This is a genomic window from Streptosporangium subroseum (assembly GCF_900188345.1).
Classification (GTDB): Bacteria; Actinomycetota; Actinomycetes; order Streptosporangiales; family Streptosporangiaceae; genus Streptosporangium; species Streptosporangium subroseum.
Genome location: NZ_FZOD01000064.1, coordinates 25,571 through 49,969, shown reverse-complemented (window position 1 = coordinate 49,969; position 24,399 = coordinate 25,571). Strand labels below are relative to the sequence as shown.

At 69.5% G+C, this 24,399-nt stretch carries 23 protein-coding genes; 14 read left to right on the top strand and 9 right to left on the bottom strand.

The genetic code is table 11. The features are described from left to right. The first annotated feature begins 85 nt into the window (after positions 1-85). Positions 86-328 (top strand): hypothetical protein, encoded by a 243-nt coding sequence (locus CHC08_RS38665; RefSeq protein ID WP_089212354.1) that lies wholly within the window; start codon positions 86-88, stop codon positions 326-328. Between the two features lie 21 nt (positions 329-349). Here CHC08_RS38665 and CHC08_RS38660 read toward each other — a convergent pair whose 3' ends face one another. Both CHC08_RS38660 and CHC08_RS38655 read right to left on the bottom strand, forming a co-directional pair. Further along, positions 350-2,002 (bottom strand): fumarate hydratase, encoded by a 1,653-nt coding sequence (locus CHC08_RS38660; RefSeq protein ID WP_089212353.1) that lies wholly within the window; start codon positions 2,000-2,002, stop codon positions 350-352. Positions 2,003-2,488: 486 nt separating this feature from the next. Then, positions 2,489-3,595, bottom strand: a complete 1,107-nt coding sequence (locus CHC08_RS38655) for a DMT family transporter (protein ID WP_179282461.1) — start codon at positions 3,593-3,595, stop codon at positions 2,489-2,491. A 67-nt stretch (positions 3,596-3,662) separates the two neighbouring features. On the opposite strand from CHC08_RS38655, the gene CHC08_RS52005 reads away from it, so the two are divergent. The 3 genes from CHC08_RS52005 (at position 3,663) to CHC08_RS38635 (ending at position 7,727) form a co-directional block, all read left to right on the top strand. Then, complete coding sequence (locus CHC08_RS52005) at positions 3,663-5,498, top strand: aminotransferase-like domain-containing protein (protein WP_245878830.1); 1,836 nt, start codon at positions 3,663-3,665, stop codon at positions 5,496-5,498. 352 nt (positions 5,499-5,850) lie between these two features. Then, a complete protein-coding gene (locus CHC08_RS38640) occupies positions 5,851-6,828 on the top strand; it encodes a Gfo/Idh/MocA family protein (RefSeq protein WP_089212352.1) in 978 nt (325 codons plus the stop codon). Then, positions 6,825-7,727, top strand: a complete 903-nt coding sequence (locus tag CHC08_RS38635) for a TIM barrel protein (protein WP_089212351.1) — start codon at positions 6,825-6,827, stop codon at positions 7,725-7,727. Before CHC08_RS38640 ends, CHC08_RS38635 begins: the two co-directional genes overlap by 4 nt. Positions 7,728-7,921: 194 nt before the next feature. Here CHC08_RS38635 and CHC08_RS38630 read toward each other — a convergent pair whose 3' ends face one another. After that, positions 7,922-9,097, bottom strand: a complete 1,176-nt coding sequence (locus CHC08_RS38630; RefSeq protein WP_089212363.1) for an MFS transporter — start codon at positions 9,095-9,097, stop codon at positions 7,922-7,924. 139 nt (positions 9,098-9,236) lie between these two features. Here CHC08_RS38630 and CHC08_RS38625 point away from each other — a divergent pair, with 139 nt between their 5' ends. Further along, positions 9,237-9,839 (top strand): DUF1707 SHOCT-like domain-containing protein, encoded by a 603-nt coding sequence (locus tag CHC08_RS38625; protein WP_245878829.1) that lies wholly within the window; start codon positions 9,237-9,239, stop codon positions 9,837-9,839. 67 nt (positions 9,840-9,906) lie between these two features. On the opposite strand, the gene glpX is transcribed toward CHC08_RS38625, so the two are convergent. After that, complete coding sequence (gene glpX / locus CHC08_RS38620; RefSeq protein WP_089212349.1) at positions 9,907-10,953, bottom strand: class II fructose-bisphosphatase; 1,047 nt, start codon at positions 10,951-10,953, stop codon at positions 9,907-9,909. 82 nt (positions 10,954-11,035) lie between these two features. On the opposite strand from glpX, the gene CHC08_RS38615 reads away from it, so the two are divergent. From CHC08_RS38615 to CHC08_RS38605, 3 genes are all read left to right on the top strand, one after another. Further along, the gene (locus CHC08_RS38615) at positions 11,036-11,641 is read left to right on the top strand and encodes a TetR/AcrR family transcriptional regulator (protein ID WP_089212348.1); all 606 of its coding nucleotides are present in this window, start codon (positions 11,036-11,038) and stop codon (positions 11,639-11,641) included. 344 nt (positions 11,642-11,985) lie between these two features. Beyond that, positions 11,986-12,534: a DUF4245 domain-containing protein gene (locus tag CHC08_RS38610; RefSeq protein ID WP_089212347.1), complete on the top strand. Its 549-nt coding sequence runs from the start codon at positions 11,986-11,988 to the stop codon at positions 12,532-12,534. A 321-nt stretch (positions 12,535-12,855) separates the two neighbouring features. Continuing rightward, positions 12,856-13,473, top strand: coding sequence for a DUF305 domain-containing protein (locus tag CHC08_RS38605; protein WP_089212346.1), 618 nt, complete (start codon positions 12,856-12,858; stop codon positions 13,471-13,473). Between the two features lie 43 nt (positions 13,474-13,516). On the opposite strand, the gene CHC08_RS38600 is transcribed toward CHC08_RS38605, so the two are convergent. Further along, positions 13,517-13,756, bottom strand: coding sequence for an exodeoxyribonuclease VII small subunit (locus CHC08_RS38600; RefSeq protein ID WP_089212362.1), 240 nt, complete (start codon positions 13,754-13,756; stop codon positions 13,517-13,519). 64 nt (positions 13,757-13,820) lie between these two features. On the opposite strand from CHC08_RS38600, the gene CHC08_RS38595 reads away from it, so the two are divergent. Continuing rightward, a complete protein-coding gene (locus CHC08_RS38595; RefSeq protein WP_089212345.1) occupies positions 13,821-14,291 on the top strand; it encodes a GNAT family N-acetyltransferase in 471 nt (156 codons plus the stop codon). A gap of 82 nt (positions 14,292-14,373) precedes the next feature. On the opposite strand, the gene xseA is transcribed toward CHC08_RS38595, so the two are convergent. Continuing rightward, a complete protein-coding gene (gene xseA, locus CHC08_RS38590) occupies positions 14,374-15,582 on the bottom strand; it encodes an exodeoxyribonuclease VII large subunit (protein WP_089212344.1) in 1,209 nt (402 codons plus the stop codon). Between the two features lie 27 nt (positions 15,583-15,609). Beyond that, positions 15,610-17,007 carry a hypothetical protein gene (locus CHC08_RS50050; protein ID WP_179282459.1) on the bottom strand — a complete coding sequence of 466 codons (1,398 nt, stop codon included), beginning with the start codon at positions 17,005-17,007 and terminating at the stop codon, positions 15,610-15,612. Positions 17,008-17,169: 162 nt separating this feature from the next. Between CHC08_RS50050 and CHC08_RS38580 the strand changes: the two genes are divergently transcribed. Beyond that, on the top strand, positions 17,170-18,141 hold the full coding sequence (locus tag CHC08_RS38580; RefSeq protein WP_089212342.1) for a 4-hydroxy-3-methylbut-2-enyl diphosphate reductase: 972 nt from the start codon (positions 17,170-17,172) through the stop codon (positions 18,139-18,141). A 62-nt stretch (positions 18,142-18,203) separates the two neighbouring features. Here CHC08_RS38580 and CHC08_RS38575 read toward each other — a convergent pair whose 3' ends face one another. Then, entirely contained in the window at positions 18,204-18,725 is a 522-nt protein-coding gene (locus CHC08_RS38575) for a DUF6542 domain-containing protein (protein WP_089212341.1), read from the bottom strand. Between the two features lie 121 nt (positions 18,726-18,846). After that, positions 18,847-20,151 carry a DNA recombination protein RmuC gene (locus CHC08_RS38570; protein WP_089212361.1) on the bottom strand — a complete coding sequence of 435 codons (1,305 nt, stop codon included), beginning with the start codon at positions 20,149-20,151 and terminating at the stop codon, positions 18,847-18,849. A 134-nt stretch (positions 20,152-20,285) separates the two neighbouring features. Between CHC08_RS38570 and CHC08_RS48815 the strand changes: the two genes are divergently transcribed. The 4 genes from CHC08_RS48815 to CHC08_RS38550 all read left to right on the top strand — a co-directional run bounded on the left by CHC08_RS48815 (position 20,286) and on the right by CHC08_RS38550 (position 24,385). Beyond that, positions 20,286-21,167 carry a hypothetical protein gene (locus CHC08_RS48815; protein WP_143653518.1) on the top strand — a complete coding sequence of 294 codons (882 nt, stop codon included), beginning with the start codon at positions 20,286-20,288 and terminating at the stop codon, positions 21,165-21,167. Positions 21,168-21,178: 11 nt separating this feature from the next. Beyond that, complete coding sequence (ychF, locus tag CHC08_RS38560; RefSeq protein ID WP_089212339.1) at positions 21,179-22,267, top strand: redox-regulated ATPase YchF; 1,089 nt, start codon at positions 21,179-21,181, stop codon at positions 22,265-22,267. Between the two features lie 863 nt (positions 22,268-23,130). Then, positions 23,131-23,958, top strand: a complete 828-nt coding sequence (locus tag CHC08_RS38555; RefSeq protein WP_245878828.1) for a conjugal transfer protein — start codon at positions 23,131-23,133, stop codon at positions 23,956-23,958. A gap of 151 nt (positions 23,959-24,109) precedes the next feature. Next, positions 24,110-24,385 (top strand): hypothetical protein, encoded by a 276-nt coding sequence (locus CHC08_RS38550; protein WP_239514524.1) that lies wholly within the window; start codon positions 24,110-24,112, stop codon positions 24,383-24,385. Positions 24,386-24,399 lie beyond the last annotated feature (14 nt).

Below are 24,399 nucleotides of genomic sequence, written 5' to 3'. Positions count from 1 at the left end.
GACCCTACCGCTTCTCCGCGTAACCGATACGGGCGTCGCGGTAGGCGGCGGCGATGGGCGTGCTTCCGGACGCCGAAGGCCTGAGGTGTTCGCCGCCGACCGGATCATCGCGATCGGAGAGGCCAAGGGTACGACGGCGCCCATGGCCGTCTCTCAGCTCCAGCGGCTTGAGCACCTGCGCGGACTGCTTCCGAGCGCCAGAGTCGGCGCACTGCCCAAACTGCTGCTGTTCGCCCGGTCGGGCTTCACCGACGACCTCGTGCACACCGCCGCGCGGCGCGCCGATGTCGAACTCGTCGACATCGGGCGCCTGTACGGCGGAGCCTGAGCACCTGTGGGAAGCGACCGCTCAGCGGCGGCCGATGGACAGGACGGGGCCGGTGGAGTCGGTGAAGAAGTCGTCGCCCTTGTCGTCGACCACGATGAAGGCGGGGAAGTCCTCGACCTCGATCTTCCAGACGGCCTCCATCCCGAGCTCGGGATACTCCAGGACCTCGACCTTCCGGATGCAGTCCTGGGCGAGGCGGGCGGCGGGGCCGCCGATGGAGCCGAGGTAGAAACCGCCGTGGGCCTTACAGGCGTCGGTGACCTGCTTGGAACGGTTGCCCTTGGCAAGCATGATCTTGGAGCCGCCGGCGGCCTGGAAGCGCTCGACGTAGGAGTCCATGCGTCCCGCGGTGGTCGGGCCGAAGGAGCCGGAGGCGTAGCCCTCGGGAGTCTTGGCGGGACCGGCGTAGTAGACGGCGTGGTCCTTGAGGTACTGCGGCATCTCGCCGCCGGCGTCCAGAAGTTCGCCGATCTTGGCGTGGGCGATGTCGCGGGCGACCACGAGCGGTCCCGTCAGCGACAGGCGGGTCTTGACCGGGTAGTTGGTGAGCTCGGCGAGGATCTCCTGCATCGGGCGGTTGAGGTCGATCTTCACGACGTCGTCCGAGAGGTGCTCGTCCGTGGTCTCAGGGAGGAACTTCGCCGGATCGGTCTCCAGCTGCTCCAGGAAGATCCCCTCTGAGGTGATCTTGGCCAGGGCCTGGCGGTCGGCGCTGCAGGAGACCGCGATGGCGACGGGGCACGAGGCGCCGTGACGGGGGAGGCGGATGACGCGGACGTCGTGGCAGAAGTACTTGCCGCCGAACTGCGCGCCGATGCCGAGCTTCTGGGTGAGCTCGAAGACCTTGGCCTCCAGGTCGCGGTCCCGGAAGCCGTGGCCGGAGGCGGAGCCCTCCGTGGGGATGGTGTCCAGGTAGCGGGCGCTGGCGTACTTGGCCGTCTTCAGGGCGAACTCGGCGGAGGTGCCGCCGACGACGATCGCCAGGTGGTACGGCGGGCAGGCGGCGGTGCCGAGGGAGCGGATCTTCTCCTCCAGGAACTGGAGCATCCGCTTCTCGTTGAGGACCGCCTTGGTCTCCTGGTACAGGAACGACTTGTTGGCGCTGCCGCCACCCTTGGCCATGAACAGCATCTTGTACTCGTCGGGGTGGCCCGCCGGGTCCTCGGCGTAGAGCTCGATCTGGGCGGGGAGGTTGGAGCCGGTGTTCTTCTCCTCCCACATGGTGATCGGGGCCATCTGGGAGTAACGCAGGTTCAGCCTGGTGTAGGCGTCGTAGACCCCGCGGGAGATGTGCTCGGCGTCGGCGCCGTCGGTGAGCACGTGGCGGCCGCGCTTACCCATGACGATCGCGGTGCCGGTGTCCTGGCACATCGGGAGCACGCCGCCCGCCGAGATCGAGGCGTTCTTCAGCAGGTCGAGGGCGACGAAGCGGTCGTTTCCGCTTGACTCGGGGTCATCGATGATCTTGCGAAGCTGGGCGAGGTGGGATGACCGCAGATAGTGGGAAATATCGTGAATCGCGGTCTCGGTCAGCAGCCGCAGAGCCTCGGGCTCGACCTCCAGGAACCTGCGTCCCGCAGCCTCGACCACGCGCACCCCCTCTGCGCTGATCAGACGGTATTCCGTCTCATCCGGTCCCAGGGGAAGCAGGTCGGTGTAGTCGAACTCGGGCATCGTCTTCGATCCTCCGTGCGGGGGCGCCATCTCCGGTCCTCCAAGAGGGTACGGCCTCTCCCGGACTCACTCGCTGAGCCCTCCCGCCCGGTCTGCCCGCCGGGCGCATCGCCCGGCCCGCCCGGCATGGCCGGGCGTCACGGACTTCTGCCGGTTCTACCTGCGGGCCTGCCGCCCGCCCGCCCGGCGTGGCCGCGCACGGAAGGCGCCTCGGCCCCCTGCCTGCCGTACGGCTTATGGGGCGAAATAAGCATTTAAATCCGTATTTGGGACAAGCGTGGATCGTTCGTGGCGTCCATCGGGGGCAAGCGTTCGAAACCACAGAGGAAGCTGAAAGAGAGAGCGGACTGAACGTCCGGAAGCCGGAGAGCATCATGAACACCGGAAACGCTGATATGACCAGCACCATCATTATGATGGCGATCATCGCACTCATCGTGGTCGCCGGGCTCGCGGCGTCGCTGATCGCGATCGCCCTTCAGAGCATCAAGAGCGTCGATGGGAAATGCCCCCATTCACCGGCGAGCTGGCCGGAAACGCCGATGGATGTTCTTCAGCAGCGGGCGAAAGCGCCGGAATCCTCGATGGATCCGCCCCGGGAGCAGGTGAGCCCGCCGGAGTCGTCGGCGAGCCTGCCTCGACAGACGGCGAACTCGGCGGAGACGCCGGTGGACGTGCCTCGGCAGCGGGCGCGCCCGCCGCGGTCGCCGGTGAAGGGGAGGCCGTCGCGCTGAGGCCGATGACGATTCCGGCGACGACCAGGGAGGCTCCGATCAGGTCGGGGACCGAGGGCGTGCCGAGGCCGAGAAGCGCGCCGGTGGCGATGGCTCCCACCGGGATCAGCCCCGCGAACAGCCCCGCGGTCCCTGCGCCGAGCCGGGGCAGGGCGTCGTACCAGAGGAAGAACGCCACGGTGGTGACGATCACCGACTGGTAGCCGAGGCCCAGGGCCTCGGACGGACTCGGCACGCGCAGCATCGCGGTGCCGTCCACGAGCAGGCCGACGACGACCAGCAGCGGTACGGCCAGCGTCGCGGTGTAGGCCGAGATGCGGACCGCGCCCAGCTTGGGCAGGAGCGGAATGGCCAGCAGCGAGAAGCAGACCTCGCAGAACAGCGCGACCAGCGACCACAGCAGCCCGGGCAGATCGCCGCTGCCCAGCCCGGTGGCGAGCGTCGCGCCGGACACGACCACCGTCGCCGCCCCGATGACCCGCGGCGTGGGACGGCCGCCGAGCAGGGCCAGCGCCAGCGGGACGGTGCCGAGCACGGTGCCGACCAGGGCCGGACCGCCATGCCGGGTGGCCTCGATCACGGCCACGTTGAAGATCACCAGCCCCGTCAGGGACAGCGCGACCAGCAGCAGGGTTTCGCGGAGCGTGAGCCGGACGAACCCGAGCCCCGCGATCCGGGCGACGGCGAACAGGACGCCGGCGGCGAGAAGATAGCGGAGGGCCTGGCCGCCGTAGATCGGATAGTCCTGGATCACGCCGGAGACCCCGGCCAGGGTGCCCACCAGAAACATCGCCCCAGCCGCCTCACCCAGGCCGCGGATCTTCACGCGAGGGCTGAGGGTGCTGACATCTGCGTTCATGTGGGAAATGCTAGGAAGGCAATGGTTCACTTGTCGGGTCCAATGGAGCGGCGAAACAGAGGACCAATTGGCCGACCTGCATCTCACCGTCGACCGTTCGGCGGGCGGCATCGCGTGCCAGATCGCCCGCGAGCTCCGCGAGGCCGTACGGCGCGGCCGCCTGACGGCCGGGGCCCGGTTGCCCGCCAGCCGCGAGCTGGCCAGAGATCTCGGGCTGTCTCGCGGGGTGGTCGTGGAGGCCTACGAGCAGCTTGTCGCCGAGGGGTTCCTGATCTCGCGGGTCGGCGCGGGCACCAGCGTGGCCCCGACGGCGTGCCGGCTTCCTGAGGATCCCGGAGGCGGCTCCATCCCGCGCGGTCCGCGCCACGGCGACCCCGTGCCACCCGATCGCGGGTCGCGGGTCGGTGATCCCGTGCCGCCTGGCCGTAGACCGTCCCATGACGATTCCGTGCCTTCCAGCGGTGGGACACGCCAGGGCGACTCCGTGCCGTCCGGTCGCGGGTCGTCCCCCGGTGATCCGGTGGTGTCCGGTCGTGGGTTTTCCCAGGGTGGTTCCGTGCCGCTCAGCCATGGGTCGTCCCATGACGGCCCCGTGTCGCCCGGCTATTGGGCGTCCCACGGTGGTTCCGTACCGCCCGGTCGTGGGTCGTCCCATGATGGCCCCGTATCGCCCGGTGGCGGGTTGCTCCGGGGTGATCCGGCGATGCCCGGCGGGCCGTCTTCCGGGAGCGGTCCCGTGATGTCCGTACCCGGGCCGTATTACGGGCGCCGTTCCACATCCCCGGATCTGACGGCCTTTCCCCGCGAGCGGTGGCTGGCCTCGATGAGGAGGGTCCTCACCACCCTGCCCGCCGACGCGCTGGACTACGGCGACCCCGGCGGGATCCCGGACCTGCGCGAGGAACTGGCCGCCTACCTGGGAAGGGTCCGTGCGGCCGACGTCACCCCGGACAACCTGGTGATCGTGAGCGGGGTGGCACAGGGGCTGAGCCTGACGGTCCAGGCGCTCGCCGGACGGCTTCCCTGGAGCCGGGCGAGCCACGATCTCGACTGGTTCGTCGACTCGGTCGCGCATCCCGCCTCGCGTTCCGGCCGGATCCGGCTGGCGGTCGAGGATCCCACCGGCCTGCGCCAGCTTCCCCTGCTCCGCGCCGCGGGCGCCGACCTGGTCGCGGTCCCCGTGGACAGGGAGGGCGTCGACGTCGGGGCCCTCGCGAAGACCGGAGCGCGGGCGGTGCTGCTCACCCCCGCGCACCAGTACCCGACAGGGGTCGTGCTCTCCCCCTGCCGCCGGGCCGAGCTGATCGAGTGGGCCGCCGAGACGGGTGCGATGATCCTGGAGGACGACTACGACGCGGAGCTCCGGTTCGACCGCGACCCGGTGGGCTGTCTGCAGGGACTCGCCCCGGACCGGGTGGTACTGACCGGAAGCATCAGCAAGTCCCTGGCCCCGGGGCTCCGCCTGGGCTGGGTGGCCGCCCCGCCCGAGCTCGCCGAGTCGGTACGGCAGGCCCGCGGTGAGCTGGATCTCGGCTCGTCGGTCCTGGAGCAGTACGCCCTGGCGGACTTCGTCAGGACCGGCGGTTACGACCGGAACCTGAGAAGGGTGCGCCGGGAGTACCGCGCCCGGCGCGACGCCTTCGTGCGAGCCCTCGCCGATCACCTTCCCGAGATCACGGTGTGCGGGGTCTCCGCGGGACTGCACCTGTTCGCGGAGCTGCCGGACGGCTGGGACGAGTTGTCCGCCGTCCGGGCGGCCCAGGCCTGCGGCCTCACCGCCGAGCCGGTGGGGCCCATGCGGCACGCCTCGGGCCCGCCCGCTCTGGTGATGGGCTTCGCCCGCCTCCCCGTCCACCACGCCGACGAGATCGTCCGGACCTTCGCGGTCGATCTGCCGCGTTGATCGTGAGACCGCGCGTCGCCCTCCGTGCACCGGCGAGGCGGTCGCTCGCCGGGCATCGACGAGGTGGTTGTGTGTCGCTCCTTGTGTGTCGGCGAGGCGGTCGCACGTCGCACTTCGTGCATCAGTGAGGTGGATTGCGCGGTGCCGTCCGCGCACCGGCAAGGTGCCTCGTGACGCCGCTACGACACCGGCAACCGGCGTCCTCGCGTGCCGCTCCTCCGCTCACTTCCGGTCGGGATTGAGCCGCATCTTCGAAGTTGATAGATCATCCGAATGTCCTGACAAAGCCTTGACGCTTTCCGGCCGGTTCGTTTAGAACTGAAGACCAGCTGCTTTCTTCCAGGGAGGCATCATGCGCGTTGGTCTGCTGGGTCTTGGCCGGATCGGGGCGCTTCATGCCGCGACCCTGGCCGCGCATCCCCGGGTCGACGAGCTGGTCGTGAGCGACGTGGACGGCGCGCGGGCGGCAGAGGTGGCCGTGGGGCTGGGAGCCCAGGTGGGGGATGCCTTCGACGCCGATGCGGTGGTCATCGCCACCCCGACGGCGACCCACGCCGGGCTCCTGACACGGGCCTGTGCCCAGGGGGTGCCGGTGTTCTGCGAGAAGCCGGTCGCGGCCGGCGTGGACGACACGGTCCGGGTGCTCGAGGCGGCCAAGCAGAGCGGGACGGTCGTGCACATCGGCTTCCAGCGCCGCTTCGACGCCGGTTACGTCCAGGCGAGAAATGCGCTGCGCAACGGTGAGCTGGGCGCGCTGCACCGGGTGCATCTACTCTCCGCCGACCCTCACCCGCCCGCCGCCGGCTACATCCGCACCTCGGGCGGCATCTACCGCGACTGCCACATCCACGACTTCGACATTCTGCGCTGGGTCACCGGCCGCGAGGCCGAGACCGTCTACGCGACCGGTTCCAACCGGGGCGAGGCGTTTTTCGCCGAGGCCGATGACGTGGACAACAGCGCCGCGCTGCTCACCCTGGACGACGGCACGCTGGTCACCGTGCAGGGGTCCCGCTACAACGGAGCCGGATACGACGTCCGCATGGAGCTGGCGGGCACACTGAAGACCCAGGTGGTCGGTCTCAACCCGCGCACGCCGCTGACCGGCGCCGAAGGTCTGCAGCCGCCAGACGATCCCTGGCCGGACTTCGTGACCAGGTTCGGGGCCGCCTATGTCGCCGAGCTTGACGCGTTTCTCAGCGCGGCACGTGGGGAAGCGGACAGTCCCTGCACGGTCGAGGACGCCCTGGCCGCTCTCTATCTCGCGGAGGCCGCCGAGCTCTCCCGGCACGAAGGACGTCCGGTTCATGTGACGGAGGTGGTCCGTTGAAGACGGCCGGTGCACCGATCTCCTGGGGGGTGTGCGAGGTTCCCGGCTGGGGCCAGCAGCTCGATCGCTCCCGCGTGCTGTCGGAGATGGCGGAGCTGGGCCTGACGGCCACCGAACTGGGTCCGGAGGGGTTCCTGCCGCCCTCGCCGACGCGCTGCCGCTCCCTGCTGGAGCAGTACGGCCTGCGTGCGGTCGGCGGGTTCATCCCCGTGGTGCTGCACGACGCGGGGCTGGATCCGCTACCGGTGGTCCGGGCGGCCATGCGCGCCTTCAGGGACGGCGACGTGGAGGTGGTCGTGCTGGCCGCGTCCACCGGGGGCGAGAGCTACGACGACAAGCCGGTCCTGGACGCGCGCGGCTGGAAGACCCTGCTGGGAAACCTGCGTCTGATCCTCAAGAACGCCAGGGAGTTCGGCCGTACGGTCACCCTGCATCCGCACGTGGGGACCATGGTGGAGAACCGCGACGAGGTGGACCGGGTGCTCGACGGCAGCGCGATTCCGCTCTGCCTGGACACCGGTCACCTGCTCATCGGCGGTACCGACCCCGGCGAGCTGGTCGCCCGAGCCGCGAAGCGGATCGCGCACGTTCACCTCAAGGACGTGGACGCCGCACTCGCCGAGCGGGTCGGAGCGGGCGAGCTGACCTACACCCAGGCGGTCGGGGCGGGCATCTACCGCCCCCTCGGCCGGGGCGACGTGGATATCGCCGGGATCGTCGCGGGCCTGACGAGGGCCGGATATCGGGGGTGGTACGTCATGGAGCAGGACGTCATCCTCGGTCCGGGCGACGCCGACCCGAAGGAGGACGTCCGCGAGAGCCTGGCCTACCTGCGGAGACTCACGGCCGGTCAGCCCGAGCGGGGCGATCAGGCCGGGCAGGCTGAGGGACGCGCGTGATCGAGGTTTTGACCATGGGACTGCCCGTGGCCGAGGCGTCTGACCTGCCCGAGACGCGGCAGGCCCGTATCGCCTGCGACCAGGCCAGAAAGGCCCAGCGCCCCTACCTCTGAGTCAAGGGCCCGGAGCCCTTATACCTCTGAGAAGTCGCAGCCGGCTTTCAGCCGCTCCGCCGGCGTGGACGGACCGGTGTCCTACCTCTGGGGGCTCTGGGCGGCGAGCTCCGCCTTGGGCTCGAAGCCCTTGGCCAGGAACACGATCAGGGCCACCATGACCACGGCGGGTATGAACGCCTCCCGCGGCCCCACGGTGTCGTTGAGGGTGCCCACCACTGCCGCGCCGACGAGGAAGCCGATGTAGTTGAACATGTTGACCCGCGCGATCGCCGTCTCCGCCCCGGTCCCAAGGCGGCCCGCGGCCGAGAACGACTGCGGGGCGATGACGGACAGGCCGATGCCGACCAGGCCGAACGATATGACGGCCACGAGGACGCCGGGGGCGACGACGATGCCGAGCGTGCCGACGGCCGCGATCACCGCGCCCACGCGGACGACGGGGGCCGGGCCGTACCTGCGCACCGCGAAGTCACCCGGGACCCGCGCGATGAGCATGGCCGCCTGGTAGACGAGGTAGGCGAAGGGCAGCAGCCAGCCGGTCGCCAGCAGCGCCTTCTCCATGTAGACGGTGCTGTAGTTGGAGACCGCCGCGTCGCCGACGTAGAGGAACGCCATCGCCAGGCAGAGGGGGATGATCGGCCGCCACGGCACCCGGGCCGTCGTCTGTACGGCCTGCTCGGTCGCCCGCTCCTCCTCCCGGCTGTAGAGCCGGGGCAGCATGATCACTGAGATCACCACGCCGATCATCACCGGGATGGAGAACGACCAGGCCAGGTCCATCCCGAGCGCGCTGAAGGCGGAGTTGAACCCGGCGCCCAGCATCGAGCCGACACTCCACACCGCGTGGAAACCGGTCAGCACGCTCATGCCGTACCGGCGCTCGACCGCGACCGCCTGCATGTTCATCGCCGCGTCCACCGCCCCGACGAACAGGCCGAACACGGCGCTGATCACGTACAGCCCGGCGAGCTGGCCGTTCCAGCCCGACAGGATCACGGCGGCGCAGACGCCCACCTGGGAGATCCGCAGGACCAGGCGGCTGCCGTACCGCCCCGCCAGGAGACCGGCGACGGCGCTCCCGACGCCGGCGATCACCGGCACGAGCAGCAGGACCAGGGTGAGGTCGCCGTCGCTCAGCCCGAACTTGTGCTGCAGATCGATCACATGGGTGAGCAGGGTGGCGAAGCAGAGGCCCTGGACGAAGAACACGGCCCAGGTCGCCACCCGGGCTTGAGTGTCACGTGGGGTCGGCACCACGACCTCCATAGAACATGAGGGGGGTTCAAGTTCTCGTCAGGGTATGGGCGCGGTCTCCAAGGGTCAATGATCGGCTACCTGGTATTTCCGCCGGATGGGCGGCCCCCTGAGACCCGGCGAGGATTATCGTCGAAGGGTGGACAATCCCTGGCCCCCGGCCATTCGTCACCACGCCCCTCAGCCCCGCCCCGGCGACCTGCGGGCAGGGGACGCCGACCGCGAGCGGGTGGCCGCCGTACTGGGCGACGCCCTCGCCGACGGGCGACTGAACCACAACGAGTACGAGGAGCGGCTCGCGGCGCTCTACCGCGCCCGCACCCTGGGAGAGCTCACCGTCTTCACCGCCGACCTGCTCCCGCCCGAGGCCCAGCCGCTGCAGGTCGACGTCCGCCCGGTGACGGCGTTCTTCGGCTCGGAGAAGCGCTCGGGACGGTGGGTGGTGCCCAGCAAGTTCTCCGCCACCGCGATCTGTGCCAACGTCACGCTCGACCTGCGCGAGGCGCTGCTCCAGACCAGCCACGTGACCCTCCAGGTCACCGTGATGGCCGGGACCCTCACGCTGATCGTCCCGGAGGGCGTCCGGATCGAGATGCCCGCCTCCGGTTTCATGGCGGGCAAGACGAACCAGATCCGGCCCGCCCCGGACGGCCCGGTCATCGAGATCACCGGATTCATCACGATGGGCAGTGTCGTCGCCAAACACCCCAAGCGCCCCCGCCGTTCCTGGTTCCGCCGCTGAGCGCCGCCGCCCGGAGCCGTCTTCAGACGGCGTTGTCTCAGACGGCGTTGTCTCAGGAGGCGTTGTCTCAGGAGGCGCTGTCGAAGTTGATCGCGCTGTAGGCGCGCAGCTTCCAGAGCTGGTGCTCGCTCTCGATCTTGCGGATCGTCCCGGAACGGCCCCGCATGACCAGCGAACTGGTGACGGCGGCGCCGCCGCGGTAGCGGACGCCCTGCATGAGCTCGCCGTCGGTGATTCCGGTGGCCGCGAAGAACACGTCGTCCGAACTGACCAGGTCGTCGGTGCTCAGCGTGGCGTCGAGGTCGAGGCCCGCGTCCAGCGCCCGGCGCCGTTCGGCGTCGTCCTGCGGCCACAGTCTGCCCTGGATGACACCGCCCAGGCACTTGAGCGCGCAGGCCGCGATGATGCCCTCGGGGGTGCCGCCGACGCCGAGCATCAGGTCCACGCCGGTGCCCATGCGGGCGGCCATGATCGCACCGGCCACGTCGCCGTCGGTGATGAGCCGGATCCGCGCGCCGGTCTCCCGGATCTCCCTGATGATCTTTTCGTGGCGGGGGCGGTCCAGGACGACCACGGTCACGTCCGAGGGCGCGCCGCCCTTGGCCCGCGCCACCGCCGCGATGTTGTCGGCCACCGGCGCGTTGATGTCCACCGACGAGGCGGCCTCGGGACCGGTGACCAGCTTGTCCATGTAGAAGACGGCCGACGGGTCGTACATCGAGCCGCGTTCGCTGACCGCGATGACCGAGATCCCGTTGGGCATGCCGAGGGCGGTGAGCCGGGTGCCGTCGATCGGGTCCACGGCCACGTCGCACTGGGCGCCGCTGCCGTCACCGACCTGCTCGCCGTTGTAGAGCATCGGCGCGTTGTCCTTCTCACCCTCGCCGATCACCACCACGCCGTTCATCGACACCGTGTTGATCAACTGGCGCATGGCGTTCACCGCGGCGCCGTCCGCACCGTTCTTGTCACCGCGCCCGACCCAGCGAGCCCCGGCCATCGCGGCCGCCTCGGTGACACGGACCAGTTCGAGAGCAAGGTTGCGATCAGGCGCGCGATCACCCGTCGCGAGCGCGGCGGGGACGGACGTCTGGTCGGAAGTCTGATCGGACATGGTGAGGAACCCCTCTCATGGATTACTCCAACGATCGTAGTTGCCCCCCTCTGACCGGCTGCCGGAGGATAATGTGCCCACCATGAGCAGCGACACGGATCGGCTGGTGACAGGCGTGACCGCACGGACCTCCGAGCGAGGTGCCGCCACGCGCGTCGCACTCCTCGTGGCGGCCAGGGAGGTCTTTGTCGAAAGCGGCTTCGCGGAGTCGGGGGTGACCGACGTGGTCTCCCGGGCCGGGGCGAGTGTCGGTAGCCTGTACCACCACTTCTCCGGCAAGGCCGATCTCTACCTGACGCTGTTCGACGAGTTCCAGATCCGGCAGACCCAGCGGACCAAGCAGGCGGTCCAGGCGGTCCGGGCCGAGGGCGAGAACGACCCGATGCGGCTGTTCATCGCGGGAGCCCGCGCCTACCTGGAGGGCTGCCTGGCCGAGCGGGAGATCTCGGCGCTGTTCCTGCGCGGTGACGGGCCGCCGGGATTCGAGGTCATCATGCGCGACCGGCTGCGCCAGTGGGCCAAGCGCAACGCCACCCTGTTCGAGGGCGACGAGGGAGCCCTGGTCGTGGTCCTCACCGGCGCGCTCGCCGCGGCCGTCTCCGAGGTCGCCCTGTCCGAGGACGAGGACGCCTCCCGCGTGCTGGCCGAGGGCGTGCTGGCCATCATCGGGCAGATCCGCCGTCCCTGAGCGGGCCTTCCCCGTTCTGGCCAAGGGCGTGCCGACCGCGATCGGGCAGGTCCGCCGCTCCCGAGGTTTGGTTGTCCTGCCCGGGGCGTATCGGCCGCGATCGGGCAGGTCCGCCGTCCCCGAGGGCGTCTTCCATGTTCTGGTCAAGAGTGTGCCGACCTGTGTTCGGGTAGATCCGCCGCTTCCGAGGGTGGTTCCTGTGTCCTGGCTGGGGTGTGCCGGTCTTCATCGGACCTCCCGGGGGGCAACTTCCGTGTTCGGGCTGGAGAAGCGTCCACCGCCGTCGGGAAGATCGACTGCCCCTGGGACCGGCCCGCGCCCCCGTATGGATAAGGTTGACAGTCGTGCAAAGGTTCACTCAGGGTTTCTACGGCTACGTGGTCGCGGTGCTGGTCTGCCTGGTCGGCGTCGGCATCTTTCTGCTGATCACGCCACAGAGCAGGACCGAGCACATACCAAAGATCGATTTCTCGATCGACGTGGCCAACATGCGTCATATGGCGCCCTACCAGGTCTGGTCGCCCGAGCCGGTGCCCGCCGGATGGATTCCGACCAGTTCCCGGGCCACGAACACGAAGGGCGTGGTGACCTGGCAGCTCGGCTTCGCCACCGCCAAGGGCCCGGACGATGAGCGCTCCCACGCGAGCCTCGCCCAGAGCGACGAGAAGCCCGCCGCCGAGTTCGCCAACCGGATGGCCAACACCGACAAGGCCACCGGCAACATCCAGATCAACGGCGTGACCTGGCAGCAGCGCTTCCGCGAGGACAAGGACCAGCGCTCGCTCGTGCAACTCCTGCCCGACGTCACGATCGTCGTCACCGGCACCGCCCAGTGGGACGAGCTGTCCGCTCTCGCCGGATCTCTCAAAAAGCAGTCGAAGCTCCCGTCGTAGCACCACGCGGGTCTCGGCGTCACAAGGATCATCGCCCCCTGATTCCGGAGCCGAGCCGTTCTCGCACCGCGCCGTCGTTCTCGCGCGGCATGGCCTGCTTCGGCCGGCGGGAAAATCCGCACGTCCTCCTCAGTCGATGGCATCAGCCGTGCATCAGGGAGCGGAGGTCAGTGGCCAGGTCGGCGGCCTGAAATGGAGAAGGAACGTCTCCACCGGGTTTCCGGTGCTGCTTTCCGTTGATGTTTCCCCCTTTTTTTAAGGATGCTGACTAAGTAGCGTTCTTGGCGTGGTCGCAGAAGCGTCCGGCGAGGGAGGAACCTCATGAAAGCCACCGCCGTCGGTATGCCACTGGCGGCGCTGGTCGCCGCGCTGCTTGCCGCGGGATGCGGCGGTCCCGCTTCGGAGCACGCGCACCACCCGCCGGCGCCGAGTGGCCAGAGCGCGGTGTCCTCGCCCCCGGTTGTGTCTCCTGCGTCCCCTGCGGCGAGTACGCCGTCGGGGGCCTTCAACGGCACCGACGTCGGCTGGATGCAGTTGATGATCCCGATGGACGAGCAGCTGCTGAGCATGCTGGAGATGGCCCCGAAACGGACCTCGAATCCGGAGGTCATCCAGCTGGCCAAGCTGTTCGCCGCCGATCACCGCGCCGAGCTCCTGAAGCTGCGCGCGCTGATGGACCGGTCGGGCGCGCCCAAGACCAACGTGCACGAGGGCCACGACATGCCCGGCATGGTCACCGCCGCCGACCTCGGCGTCATCGATCAGACGAAGGGAGCCGCGTTCGACCGGCTCTTCGCCAAGAACATGCGCGAGCATCTGGAACAGGGGATCCTGCTGTGCCGCGGCGAACAGGGAGCGGGCGCCGACCAGGCCACCAGGGAACTCGCCGGGAACATCGAGAAGGCCCGGGCCGCCCAGCTCGACCGTCTCGACGGGTGAGGAGCCAGGGCGATCGCCCCGCCCCGGCTGGACCCCGGGTCGCTCAGAAGGGCGTGTCCCCGACGGAGTCGGACTGCCGACGCTGGGCCATGGCCGCCGCGAGCTTCACCCGGGCGCCCTGGAGCCACTCCTCGCAGAGCGCGGCCAGCTTCTCACCGCGCTCCCAGAGCTCGATCGACTCCTCCAGGGTGAGCCCGCCCGTCTCGAGACGGCGGACCACCTCGGTCAGCTCCTCGCGCGCTTGCTCATATGACGGTGTCTTCTCGGACTTCTCATCGGCCACACCCCCCACCCTAGAGTCACCGGCCGACACGCGCCCCAGTTCGACGGCCTGCGAGACTGCGTGGATGAATGTTCGTGGTGCGAACCCCCAGGACATCCCCGAGCTGGTCCGTCTCCGCGAGATTCTGGCCGACCGCATGGCCCAGGACGGCAGTTACCCGATCGAGAGCGAGTGGCAGGAGGCGTACGCCGAAAGCCTCAAGGACCGGCTGGGCAGCCTCGACACGGCCGTTTACGTGGTGGACGCGCCCGAAGAGGGGCTGGCCGCCTGTGGGATAGGCCTGATTTTCGAGCCTTTCCCCGGCCCCAGCCTCCCCGACGGCCGCTACGGCTACATCCAGGGCATGACCACCGACCCCCGTCACCGGCGCCGGGGGCACAGCCGGTCCATCATGGTGTCGCTCCTGCAGTGGTATCGCGACAGCGGGATCCGCAGGGTGGACCTGCACGCGACCTCCGACGGGGAGCCGCTCTACCGGGAGTTCGGCTTCGTCGACGACGGCTACCCCTCGCTCACGTGGCGGGACCGTTCCTGATCGGCCCCGGCTCCGTGACCACCCCCACCGCCGGCCGGGGTGAAAGGCGTCATTCACGTGGCGAAATCGCGCATGTCCCTCGTCACGGGGCGGGATCGCTCCTGACCGTCACCCGGTCGTCGGGGAACCGGATGGTCAGCTCCTCACCGGGGACGACCTTCCGCGCGAGCCGTACGACGTCACCCGACGGGCGCTGCACGATCGCGTAGCCGCGCTCCAGGGTGGCGGCGGGGGACAGGGTGATCAGGCGGGCGCGCAGGTGTTCCAGCGAGTCCTGGGCGCGGTCCAGGGAGCCGGTGAGGGAGCGCCTCGCCCGGTCCCTGAGCTGCTCGGCCTGCTCGGCCCTGCGTTCGATCTCGCGTACCGGGTCGGCGAGGGAGGGCCGGGAGCGGGCCGCGGCCAGCCAGGCCGTCTCACGGTCCAGCCAGCCGCCGACCACCCTGCGTCCCCGATCGCGGAGCTGGCGGACCAGCGTCAGCTGCTCGCCGACGTCCGGCACGACCTTCTTCGCCGCGTCCGTGGGAGTGGACGCCCGCACGTCGGCGACCAGGTCGAGCAGCGGGCTGTCCTGCTCGTGGCCGATCGCGCTGACCACGGGTGTACGGCACGCGGCCACCGCCCTGATCAGCGCCTCGTCGGAGAAGGGCAGCAGGTCCTCCATCGACCCGCCGCCCCGCGCGATCACGATGACGTCGATGTCGTCGTCCGCGTCGAACTTGCGCAGTGCCTCGGTGACCTCACCGACCGCGTACGGTCCCTGTACGGCCACCGGCTCGACCTTGAACCGCACCGCCGGCCAGCGGCGCCGCGAGTTCTCCAGCACGTCGCGCTCGGCGGCCGAGTCACGGCCGCAGATCAGCCCGATCGTTCCGGGCAGGAACGGCGGTCGTCGCTTCCTGTCGACCCCGAAGAGCCCTTCGGAGGCGAGCACCTGGCGCAGCCGTTCCAGCCGCGCCAGCAGCTCTCCGACGCCGACCGGGCGCATCTCCAAGGCGGTGAACGCGAAGGAACCCTTGTTGACCCAGAAGTCCGGCTTCAGATGCATGACAACCCGGGCGCCGTCCACCGGCCGGGGAACGGTCGCCTCGTAGACGCCACGAGGGCAGGTGACCCGGGCGGACACGTTGGCCACCGGGTCACGCAACGTCAGGAACACCGTGCCACCCCGGGCGGTCAGCTCGGTGATCTGTCCCTCGACCCAGATGGTGCCGAGCTTGCCGATCCAGCCGCCGACCATCTGCAACACCGTGCGGACCGGGAGGGGCTGCTCAGGCGTGGTCTTCGAACTCATGGCGGCGAGCCTACGCGTCAGATGCGGCTATTCCGCGGCTTCCAGCTTGGCGAGGCGGTTCTCATACATCCGCACGACGGCGTCCCGGGCGGAGGTGGCCCGCTCGTAGGCGATGAGCTCCTGGATCTGCACGGCGGTCTTGCCGCGCATGCGAGCGCGCAGGGACGCGACCGTCAGCTCCGAGTAACCGGGCATCGGCTCGGCCGGGGCGGCGACCGCCTTGGCGAGGAGCCGGTCCCCGGCCGGCTGTGCGGCCTCGGTCTCGGTGATCTCGGCCACTGCGGCGTCCACGGCGCCGGGCTTCACGGTTTCGACGTCCGTGACCTCGGGCTTCGCGGCTTCGAGGTCGGCGACCTTCGCCTTGGTGGCCCTCGGCTTCGCGACCCTTGGCTTCGTGGTCCTCGGCTTCGTGACCTTGGCCTGCGCGATCTCGGCGTCCGCGGTGTCGGCCTGTGCGACCTCGGGCGTGGCGATCCCGGCCCCGGCCTCCGGCGTGGTGGACACGGGAGCGGGAGCCTCGGTTTCGACAACCTCGGCCGCGGAGGCCTTCGGCTTGGCCTTGGCCTTGGCCCTGGTCTTGGGAGCGGGAGCGTCGGCGGGCTTGGCGGCCTCGGCAACGGGAGTCACAGACTCGACGGGCTTGAGCTCGGCGGTCTCAGGGGCAGAGGCGTCGACTTCGACGGGCTCGGCCTCGGTGACCTTGGGAGCGGAAGCGTCGACGGTCTTGGCCTCGGCGATCTCAGAGGCGGAGGCTTCGGTTTCGACGACCTCGACAGCCTCGGGAGCGGGAGCGTCGGCGGGCTTGGCGGCGGGAGCCGCAGACTCGACGGGCTTGGCCTCGACGGCCTCGGAAGCAGCGTCGGCTTCGACGGCTTTGGGGGCCTCGGTAACAGGAGCTGCGGCCTCGACGGTCTCGGCGGCGGGAGCCTCGGCTTCGACGGCCTTGACCTCGACGGCCTCGACAGCCTCGGAAGCGGGAGCCTCGGGAGCGAGAGCTTCGGCTTCAGCCGCCTTGACGGGTTCGGCGGGGACGGCTTCGGGAGCGGGAGCCTCGGCGGGCTTGGCGGCGGCGGTCTCGGTCGCGGCGGGCTTGGCCGGGGTGAAGATGACCGGCTCGGAGGCCTTCGTGCCGTTGCTCTCGGCGGTGGTGGCCTTGGCGGCGGCCTTCTCCGGGCGGGGGGCGAAGATGACCGGCGCGCGGCGGGCCGGCTTCTCCTCGGCCTTCTCGCCGCCCTTCTCCTCAAGGTCGGTCAGCTGGCCGGTGGCCTGCTTGCCGGACGCGTCGCGGTCCTCTTCCTGGCCGCCGAGACCCTTGATCCTGGTCTTCACCCGGTCGCCGAGCAGAAGGGCCTGGCCGACGCCGCTCAGCGCCGTCTGCAGCATGTGAAGCGGAAGGTCCTTCGCTTTCTCGGCGAATTTGCTCATGTTACGGATCATGTCGGGGACTGACATGTCGTCTCCTGGGAGGTCTGTATGGGAAGGCTGTATGTGGTCTGTATGGGAAGGCTGTATGTGGCAGGACGGTGTGCCGAGTAGCTCATGGGACGGGTGGGCGGCCCCGGCGGGCGTTCCACGTAGCATAAGAACATGACTTCAAAGACCCCCGCGACCCGACGCGTACTTGTGGCGAAGCCCCGTGGTTACTGCGCGGGGGTTGATCGTGCGGTCCAAGCTGTGGAGAAAGCCCTTGAACAGTACGGGGCTCCGATATATGTGCGTAAGCAGATCGTTCACAACACTCACGTGGTCAAGTCGCTGGAGGAGCGCGGAGCGATCTTCGTTGAGGAGACCGAGGAGGCGCCCGAGGGAGCCATTGTGGTCTTCTCCGCCCATGGAGTGTCTCCGGCAGTCCACGAGGAGGCCGCCCGGCGCAGCCTGAGGACGATTGACGCTACCTGCCCGCTGGTGACCAAAGTGCACAACGAGGCCAAGCGTTTCGCCTCCCAAGACTACGACATCCTGCTCATCGGTCATGAAGGCCACGAGGAGGTCGAAGGCACCGCGGGTGAGGCACCCGATCACATCCAGCTCGTCGACGGTCTCGACTCGGTCGGCACCGTTCAGGTGAAGGACCCCCAGCGGCTGGTCTGGCTGTCGCAGACCACGTTGTCGGTGGACGAGACGATCGAGACCGTCTCCCGGCTCAGGGAGCGCTTCCCCAACCTGATCGACCCGCCGAGCGACGACATCTGCTACGCCACCCAGAACCGCCAGGTCGCGGTGAAGGAGATCGCGGCCCAGGCCCAGCTGGTCATCGTCGTCGGCTCGGAGAACTCCTCCAACTCCAAGCGACTGGTCGAGGTCGCCCTCGACCACGGCGCGGACGCCTCCTACCTGGTCGACGACGCCTCGCTCATCAAGGACGAGTGGTTCGACGGTGTCACCACGATCGGCGTGACGAGCGGCGCCTCGGTTCCCGAGGAGCTCGTCGCCGAGGTCCTGGTCCGTCTCGCCCAGCACGGCTTCAACGACGTCGAAGAGGTCGAGTCCGTCCAGGAGAGCGTCCGCTTCGCGCTCCCGCACGAGCTCCGCAAGGACCTGCGCGCCGCCACCGTCTGATCCGCTCTCCGTACGGCGGCCGCCGAGGCCGTCGTACGGCGGGCGCCGCCCCGCGCTCGCCCCTACTGGCCTTCGCGCGGCGTGCCGTACACCTTGGGTTCGAAATAGCCCTCCGGCTCGGGGGCGAAACCGTCACCGTCGGCGGTCCTCGGGCGGGGAACCTTGGGACCGGCGGCCCGGAGCTCGTCGCGCAGCTCGCGAACGCACTGGGTGAGGCCCCGTCGCCAGGCGATGACCAGGACCAGGAGCGAGCCGCCGAACAGCCACGGGGCGCCGCCGGACAGCGCGGTGAACACGCCCAGGCCGAAGGACTGGATCGGTGAGGCCGTGGTCAGCGCGCGGACCAGCTCGGTGACCACGGTGGCCACGAAGAAGGTCAGCGGTGGGGACACCACCAGCGAGAGCAGATCCCGCCGGTTCACCAGCGACACCGCGACCACGCAGCCGACCACAAACGCGGGCCCGATCACCGGCCACCCGGACAACACCTGCGCGACGCTGCCCACCAGAGTGAACGCCAGCACGAAGGCCACCGCACCCCGGGCGGTCAGCCGGATGCCGGAACTGCGGCCCCGTTCGCTCATGAGATCACCCCGCCAGGTGGCTGCCCGTAGCCTCGCTCGTCCATCAGTCGCCCCTTCGGCCCCCTCATGGTCACCCTCTCCGCCTCCAGTGTCCGGCTGTCAGCGTCTTCAGGGAACAGCTCTAGGGCAGGTCGTTGGCCAACTTACCGTTCAGCCGGGAGATGAGAGGCGAGCTTGACTCCTCTTCTCCCAGCAGTTCGGGAGAGGTCAGCGGACGCGGCAGATCCTCGACCGTCTGTGGTTTCTCCAGATCCGCCTCGACCAGCCCCAGGTCGTTGAGCTTCCGCGCGCTCACCAGCACCCGGGTTTCCAGGGAACCGACCGTTCTGTTGTAGGACTCCACCGTCCGGCTCAGCGACCGGCCCATCGCCTCCATGTTCCGTCCCATGGTGCTCAGCCGCTCGTAGAGCTCCTTGCCGACCTGGAAGACGGCCAGCGCGTTCTCGCTGAGCGCGGCCTGCTGCCAGGCGTACTGCGCGGTGCGGAGCATGGTGATCAGCGTGGTGGGCGTGGCGATGTGGATCCGCCGCCGCATGGCGTACTCCAGCAGGGCGGGGTCGCGCTCCAGCGCCGGGGCGAGGAAGGCCTCGCCGGGGATGAAGAGCACGACGAACTCCGGTGCCGGGCTGAACGCCTGCCAGTAGGACTTGGCGGCCAGCCGGTCCACGTGCTCGCGCACGTGCCGGGCGTGGGAGTCGAGCCGGGCCGACTGGTGGTCGGGATCGGTGGACTCCGCGGCCTCCAGGTAGGCGGCCAGGGAGACCTTGGAGTCGATCACGATGTTCTTGCCGCCGGCCAGCCGTACGACCATGTCGGGCCGGAGCACGCCGTCGACGGTGGTGATGCTCGCCTGCTCGTCGAAGTCGCAGAACCGCTGCATCCCGGCGATCTCGGCGACCCTGCGAAGCTGGAGCTCCCCCCACCGGCCCCGGGCCTCCGGCCGTTGCAGGGCCCGCACCAGCGCGGTCGTCTGGGCGCGGAGCTGGTCGTTGCTCTCGCGTACGACGTCGATGTGCTTGGCCAGCTCCGCGTGGGCGGCCCGCTGACCCGTCTGCGTGTCGCGCAGCTGCGTCTCGACGCGGGCCAGCGTGTCCTTCAACGGCTCGATCAGATGCTCGACGGCCTGCTTGCGCTGCTCCAGCTCGCCGGCCGCCTCGGCGCGGTTCGCGGCCAGGCGGGTCTCGGCCAGCTCCAGAAAGCGCAGGTTGTTGACGTCGAGCGCCCGGCTCGACAGGGACTGGAAGCGATCGGTGAGCTGCCCTTCGATGTAAACGACCTTCTCTTCGGCGATCTTCGCGCGGGCCTCGGCGTCCGCCAGACGGACGGCGACGTCCGTCGCTCCGGAGGAGGCACGTGCCCGGCCCAGCAGGAAACCGATCGCGAGTCCTGCGGCGAGTCCCACGGCGAGCTGGAAAACGAGTGCCATGACGTCCACCTCGGAATGATGGCAGGCCCGATGGCTCCTGGCTTGCCGACACGCTTTCGGGATCGGCCCGCGCATTCCGCTTGTGCGAACACATTTCGTCACGCAAAGTTTCACTGCGAACACGGAGGTGATTGGTGAGCAAGCACGGCTCACGTCGGAAAGTGGTGTCGGCACTGGGTGTCACGATCGTCGTCGCCGCGGCGGCGATCGCCGCCACGGGCGCGTTCATCGCGGGAGGGTCCGATTCGGGGCCCGAGGCGACAGCGGCGGCGCCGACCCCGATGACCTGGCGGAAGGGTGCCTGTGTGAGGCGGGAGGAGGCCCGGTTCGACCTGGTCTCCTGTGCGGGGGCCGACGGGCGGGTGACCTCGGTGGGCGCCCGGGCGTCGGACTGCCCGGCCGACACCGACGAGTTCGTCAGGATCGAGACGGTTCCCTCCGCCGGGGGTTCGGCCGCCGAAGTGACCCCGCGCGCGCCGACCTCCCCCGCTTCCTCGGCGAGGGGTACGGTCGCCGGCTCGCCGCCGGGCCCCGGGGGGACGAGCCGTACGGCGTGCGTGCGGAATCTGGGTCCCACGCACTCCGGCGACCCGGGCGCGGGCGGCGGGCTGCTGCGCGCGGGCGACTGCGTGGCGCTGCGCGGCGGGGAGCGGCCGTGCGCCGAGGGGGGCTGGTACGGGAGGGCGGTGGCCGTGGTGGGCCGGGCCGCGGACTGTCCGGAACGCACCCTCGACACGCTCGCCGTCGGCCCCGGGGCCGTCGCCTGCCTGGGCAAGGGCGGTCGGGTTCTCACCGCGGGGAACTGCGTGGCGGAGCCCGACAGCGGTCTGGTGAGCCGCGAGGCGCTCGTCAGGACCTCCTGCGAGTCGGCCGCGGCCTGGGCGAGGGTGACCGCCAGGGCCCGATCCCTGGACGGTTGTCCCGGCGGCTCCGACCGCTACCTGCGGGCGCGCGAGCGCAATGTCTACCGGCCTGTGATCTGCCTGCGGCGGGTAGCACTGGGTGATTCCACGTAAACTCATCTCACGTGAGCCTGAGCATCGGCATCGTCGGATTGCCCAACGTCGGTAAGTCAACGCTTTTCAACGCGCTGACGAAGACCGCCAACGCCCTGGCGGCGAACTATCCGTTCGCCACCATCGAGCCCAACGTGGGCATCGTCGGCGTTCCCGACCCGCGTCTGGAGAAGCTGGCCGAGATCTTCGGCTCCGCAAAGATCCTGCCCGCGAAGGTCGAGTTCGTCGACATCGCCGGACTGGTCCGCGGCGCCTCGGAGGGGCAGGGACGAGGCAACCAGTTCCTCGCCAACATCCGCGAGACCGACGCCATCTGCCAGGTCATCCGGGTCTTCACCGACCCCGACGTGACCCACGTGGACGGCGACGTCGCCCCCGGGCGCGACATCGAGACGATCAACACCGAGCTGATCCTCGCCGACCTGCAGACGCTGGAGAAGGCGATTCCCCGCCTCCAGAAGGAGTCCAGGACCAACAAGGATCGCAAGGCGACGCTCGACGCGGCGGAGGCGGCGGTCAAGCTCCTCGACGGCGGCACGACGCTGTACGCGGGGGCCAAGGGGGCGGGGATCGACCCGAAGGACCTGCGCGAGCTGCACCTGCTGACCGCCAAGCCGTTCCTCTACGTGTTCAACCTCGACGCCGACGAGCTGACGGACGAGGAGCTGCGGGCGCAGCTGTCGGCGATCGTCGCGCCCGCCGACGCCGTCTTCCTGGACGCCAAGATCGAGTCTGAGCTCGTCGAGCTTCCCGACGACGAGGCGCTCGAGCTCCTTCAGTCCGTCGGCCAGGAGGAGTCGGGCCTGGCCCAGCTGGCCCGCATCGGGTTCGAGACCCTCGGCCTGCAGACCTACCTGACCGCCGGCCCCAAGGAGACCAGGGCCTGGACGATCCGCAAGGGCGCCACCGCCCCCGAGGCGGCGGGGGTCATCCACACCGACTTCCAGCGCGGCTTCATCAAGGCCGAGATCGTCTCCTTCGACGAGCTGGTGGAGGTCGGGTCCATCGCCGCCGCCCGCCAGGTGGGCAAGGCCCGCATCGAGGGCAAGGATTACGTGATGCGCGACGGCGACGTCGTGGAGTTCCGCTTCAACGTGTAGAAGACCCCGCGGAAAGGGCCCTGACCGGTGTCGGGGCCCTTCGCCTTGCCACCTCGGTCCGCACGGGGTCCGCATGATCTTCACCGGAGGGGCGGGTCTGTCCTCTGGCCGAACCCGCCACCGACCTGCGCACCCGCCACCGACCGGCGCACCCGCCACCGACCGGCGCACCCGCGCCGCCGGCGTTCTCGGTGAGGACGCGACCGGGTGGGTGACGGCGCTCATGAGCGTCCGCTGTGCGTCGCAAATGCGCTCGCCCGATGCTTGGCCGGCGGTCCGGATGTCTCGCCGGGCTCCCGGGGTGACGGGTCCGCCGCCGTCCGTGTCCGTTCTGCGCCTTGGTGACGTTGTGTGATGAATTTCGCGTTAAATGTGCAGGTCGCGACAGTGCGGGTGCCGTTTGGATAGCAATGGGTGGCGTTTGAGTAACCAGGCCATGCGCTGGCCAGGGATAACACACGATAGAGCGAGGTGTCGGCGCGATAGCAGGTCTGGACGGATTCCAGACTCAGTTTGCTCAGTCACGACGATCCCTGCAGCATAGGCGTGGCTTTCCTGGAAGAATCGGCGGGGCGGCTAGAGTAAGAGCTTCACCATGGCTAACGGGATCGGCGGTAATACGACACCGCGCCGGCCGGGGGATTGGCGCGAGCGGAGGCGTGATGGCTCGAAGGGCGACGGTCCAGCGTGATCCTCGGATCGCCGGCGACCCCGAGCTTTCGGCATACCCAGGAGCGTCTCACGACCCCGATTTCGATCGCGCTCCGGCGCGCGGGCGAGGCGCGTCTTCCCGGGGCCGATGGTCGGGCGGAGGCGGACGCTGGCTGGTATGGACGGGCCGCGCAGTGCTTTGGGCGCTAATAGTGGTTATTGTCGTAAATGGGGTCCGTGCACCTTTTGAGCGGTTTACTCAGCAGGGTGCCGCCACCGGCGCGGCCGTTGTTTCCACGGACGGATTTCCCGTCACCCAGGGCACCTCTTTCGCGAGTCAGTTCGCCGCCGTCTACCTGAATTTCGAGGCCGTCCGCTCGCAGGAGAGGGCGGCGAGACTCGCCCCATTCCTGCCCGACGGCGCGGAGCCCCAGTTCGGCTGGGACGGGTTCGGCCACATGGCCGCTGGAGCGGTGCAACCGTACGGCGTCGAGATCACCGACCGGGAGAACGCCGTCGTCACCCTGACGTACCAGTCGGGGAGCCGCCGCCAGCTCCTGTCCGTGCCCGTCTTCTACGACACGGACACGAAGAAGTTCGTGGTCTCCGGGCGTCCGGGCATCCTGCCCGCCCCGTCGCAGGCGAACCTGCCCGCCCAGTCGGGACCCGACCGCGACGAGGCCGCGGAGCTCGAGCTCCGCACCCCCCTGGCCGACTTTTTCAAGGCCTACGCCGCGAGCGACACCGCTTCCCTGCAGCGCTACGCCGACGCCGGGATCACCCTGGAGGGGTTCGGGGGCGCGTTCACCTTCGTGGAGCTCAAGGACCTCGTCGTGCCGCTTCCCGGCGGCGCCACCCGAGAGGTGACCGCCACGGTCGTGTGGGGTGTGCCCGCGGGCGCGGCCCCGTCTGCCGATCCGACCGCGGACCCCGGTGACATGGGAGGGAAGCTGGAGCAGGCCTACCTGCTCACTGTGGTCAAGCAGGGCGACAAATGGTTCGTCAAGGGCATCCGCGGTGCGGAACGGTCCGTGGGGTAATCATGATCGAACGATGCCGGTCCACAGTGGACAGACCCCCCCTGATCGATGAGCTGCCGGTGGGGAAGCCGTGCGTGCGTGTGCCACGTTCCCGCCACCGCCCGGCGGGCACGATCATGAGTACGGAGGACGACAAGTGATTCTGAAATCCATGCTGCTGAGCGTGCTGGAGCTCGCTCAGCCAACCGCTCCTCCGGCAGGCGTGAACACCGAGGGTCTTGCCGATTTTCTCCGCAGCTTCTTCGCTCCGCTCTTCCTGGTCATCGTCTCCGTTGTGGCCCTCTTCTTCCTCTTCACCCGTGAGATCACCCGGTTCGTCCAGTTCATCATTCTCGCGATCGCCATCGGAGTGATCTTCTACGTGCCCAACATCATCGAGGTGACGGCCAAGGCGATCGCGAGCGCACTGGGCATCCGGGGGGATTGAGACCGCGTCTGAGC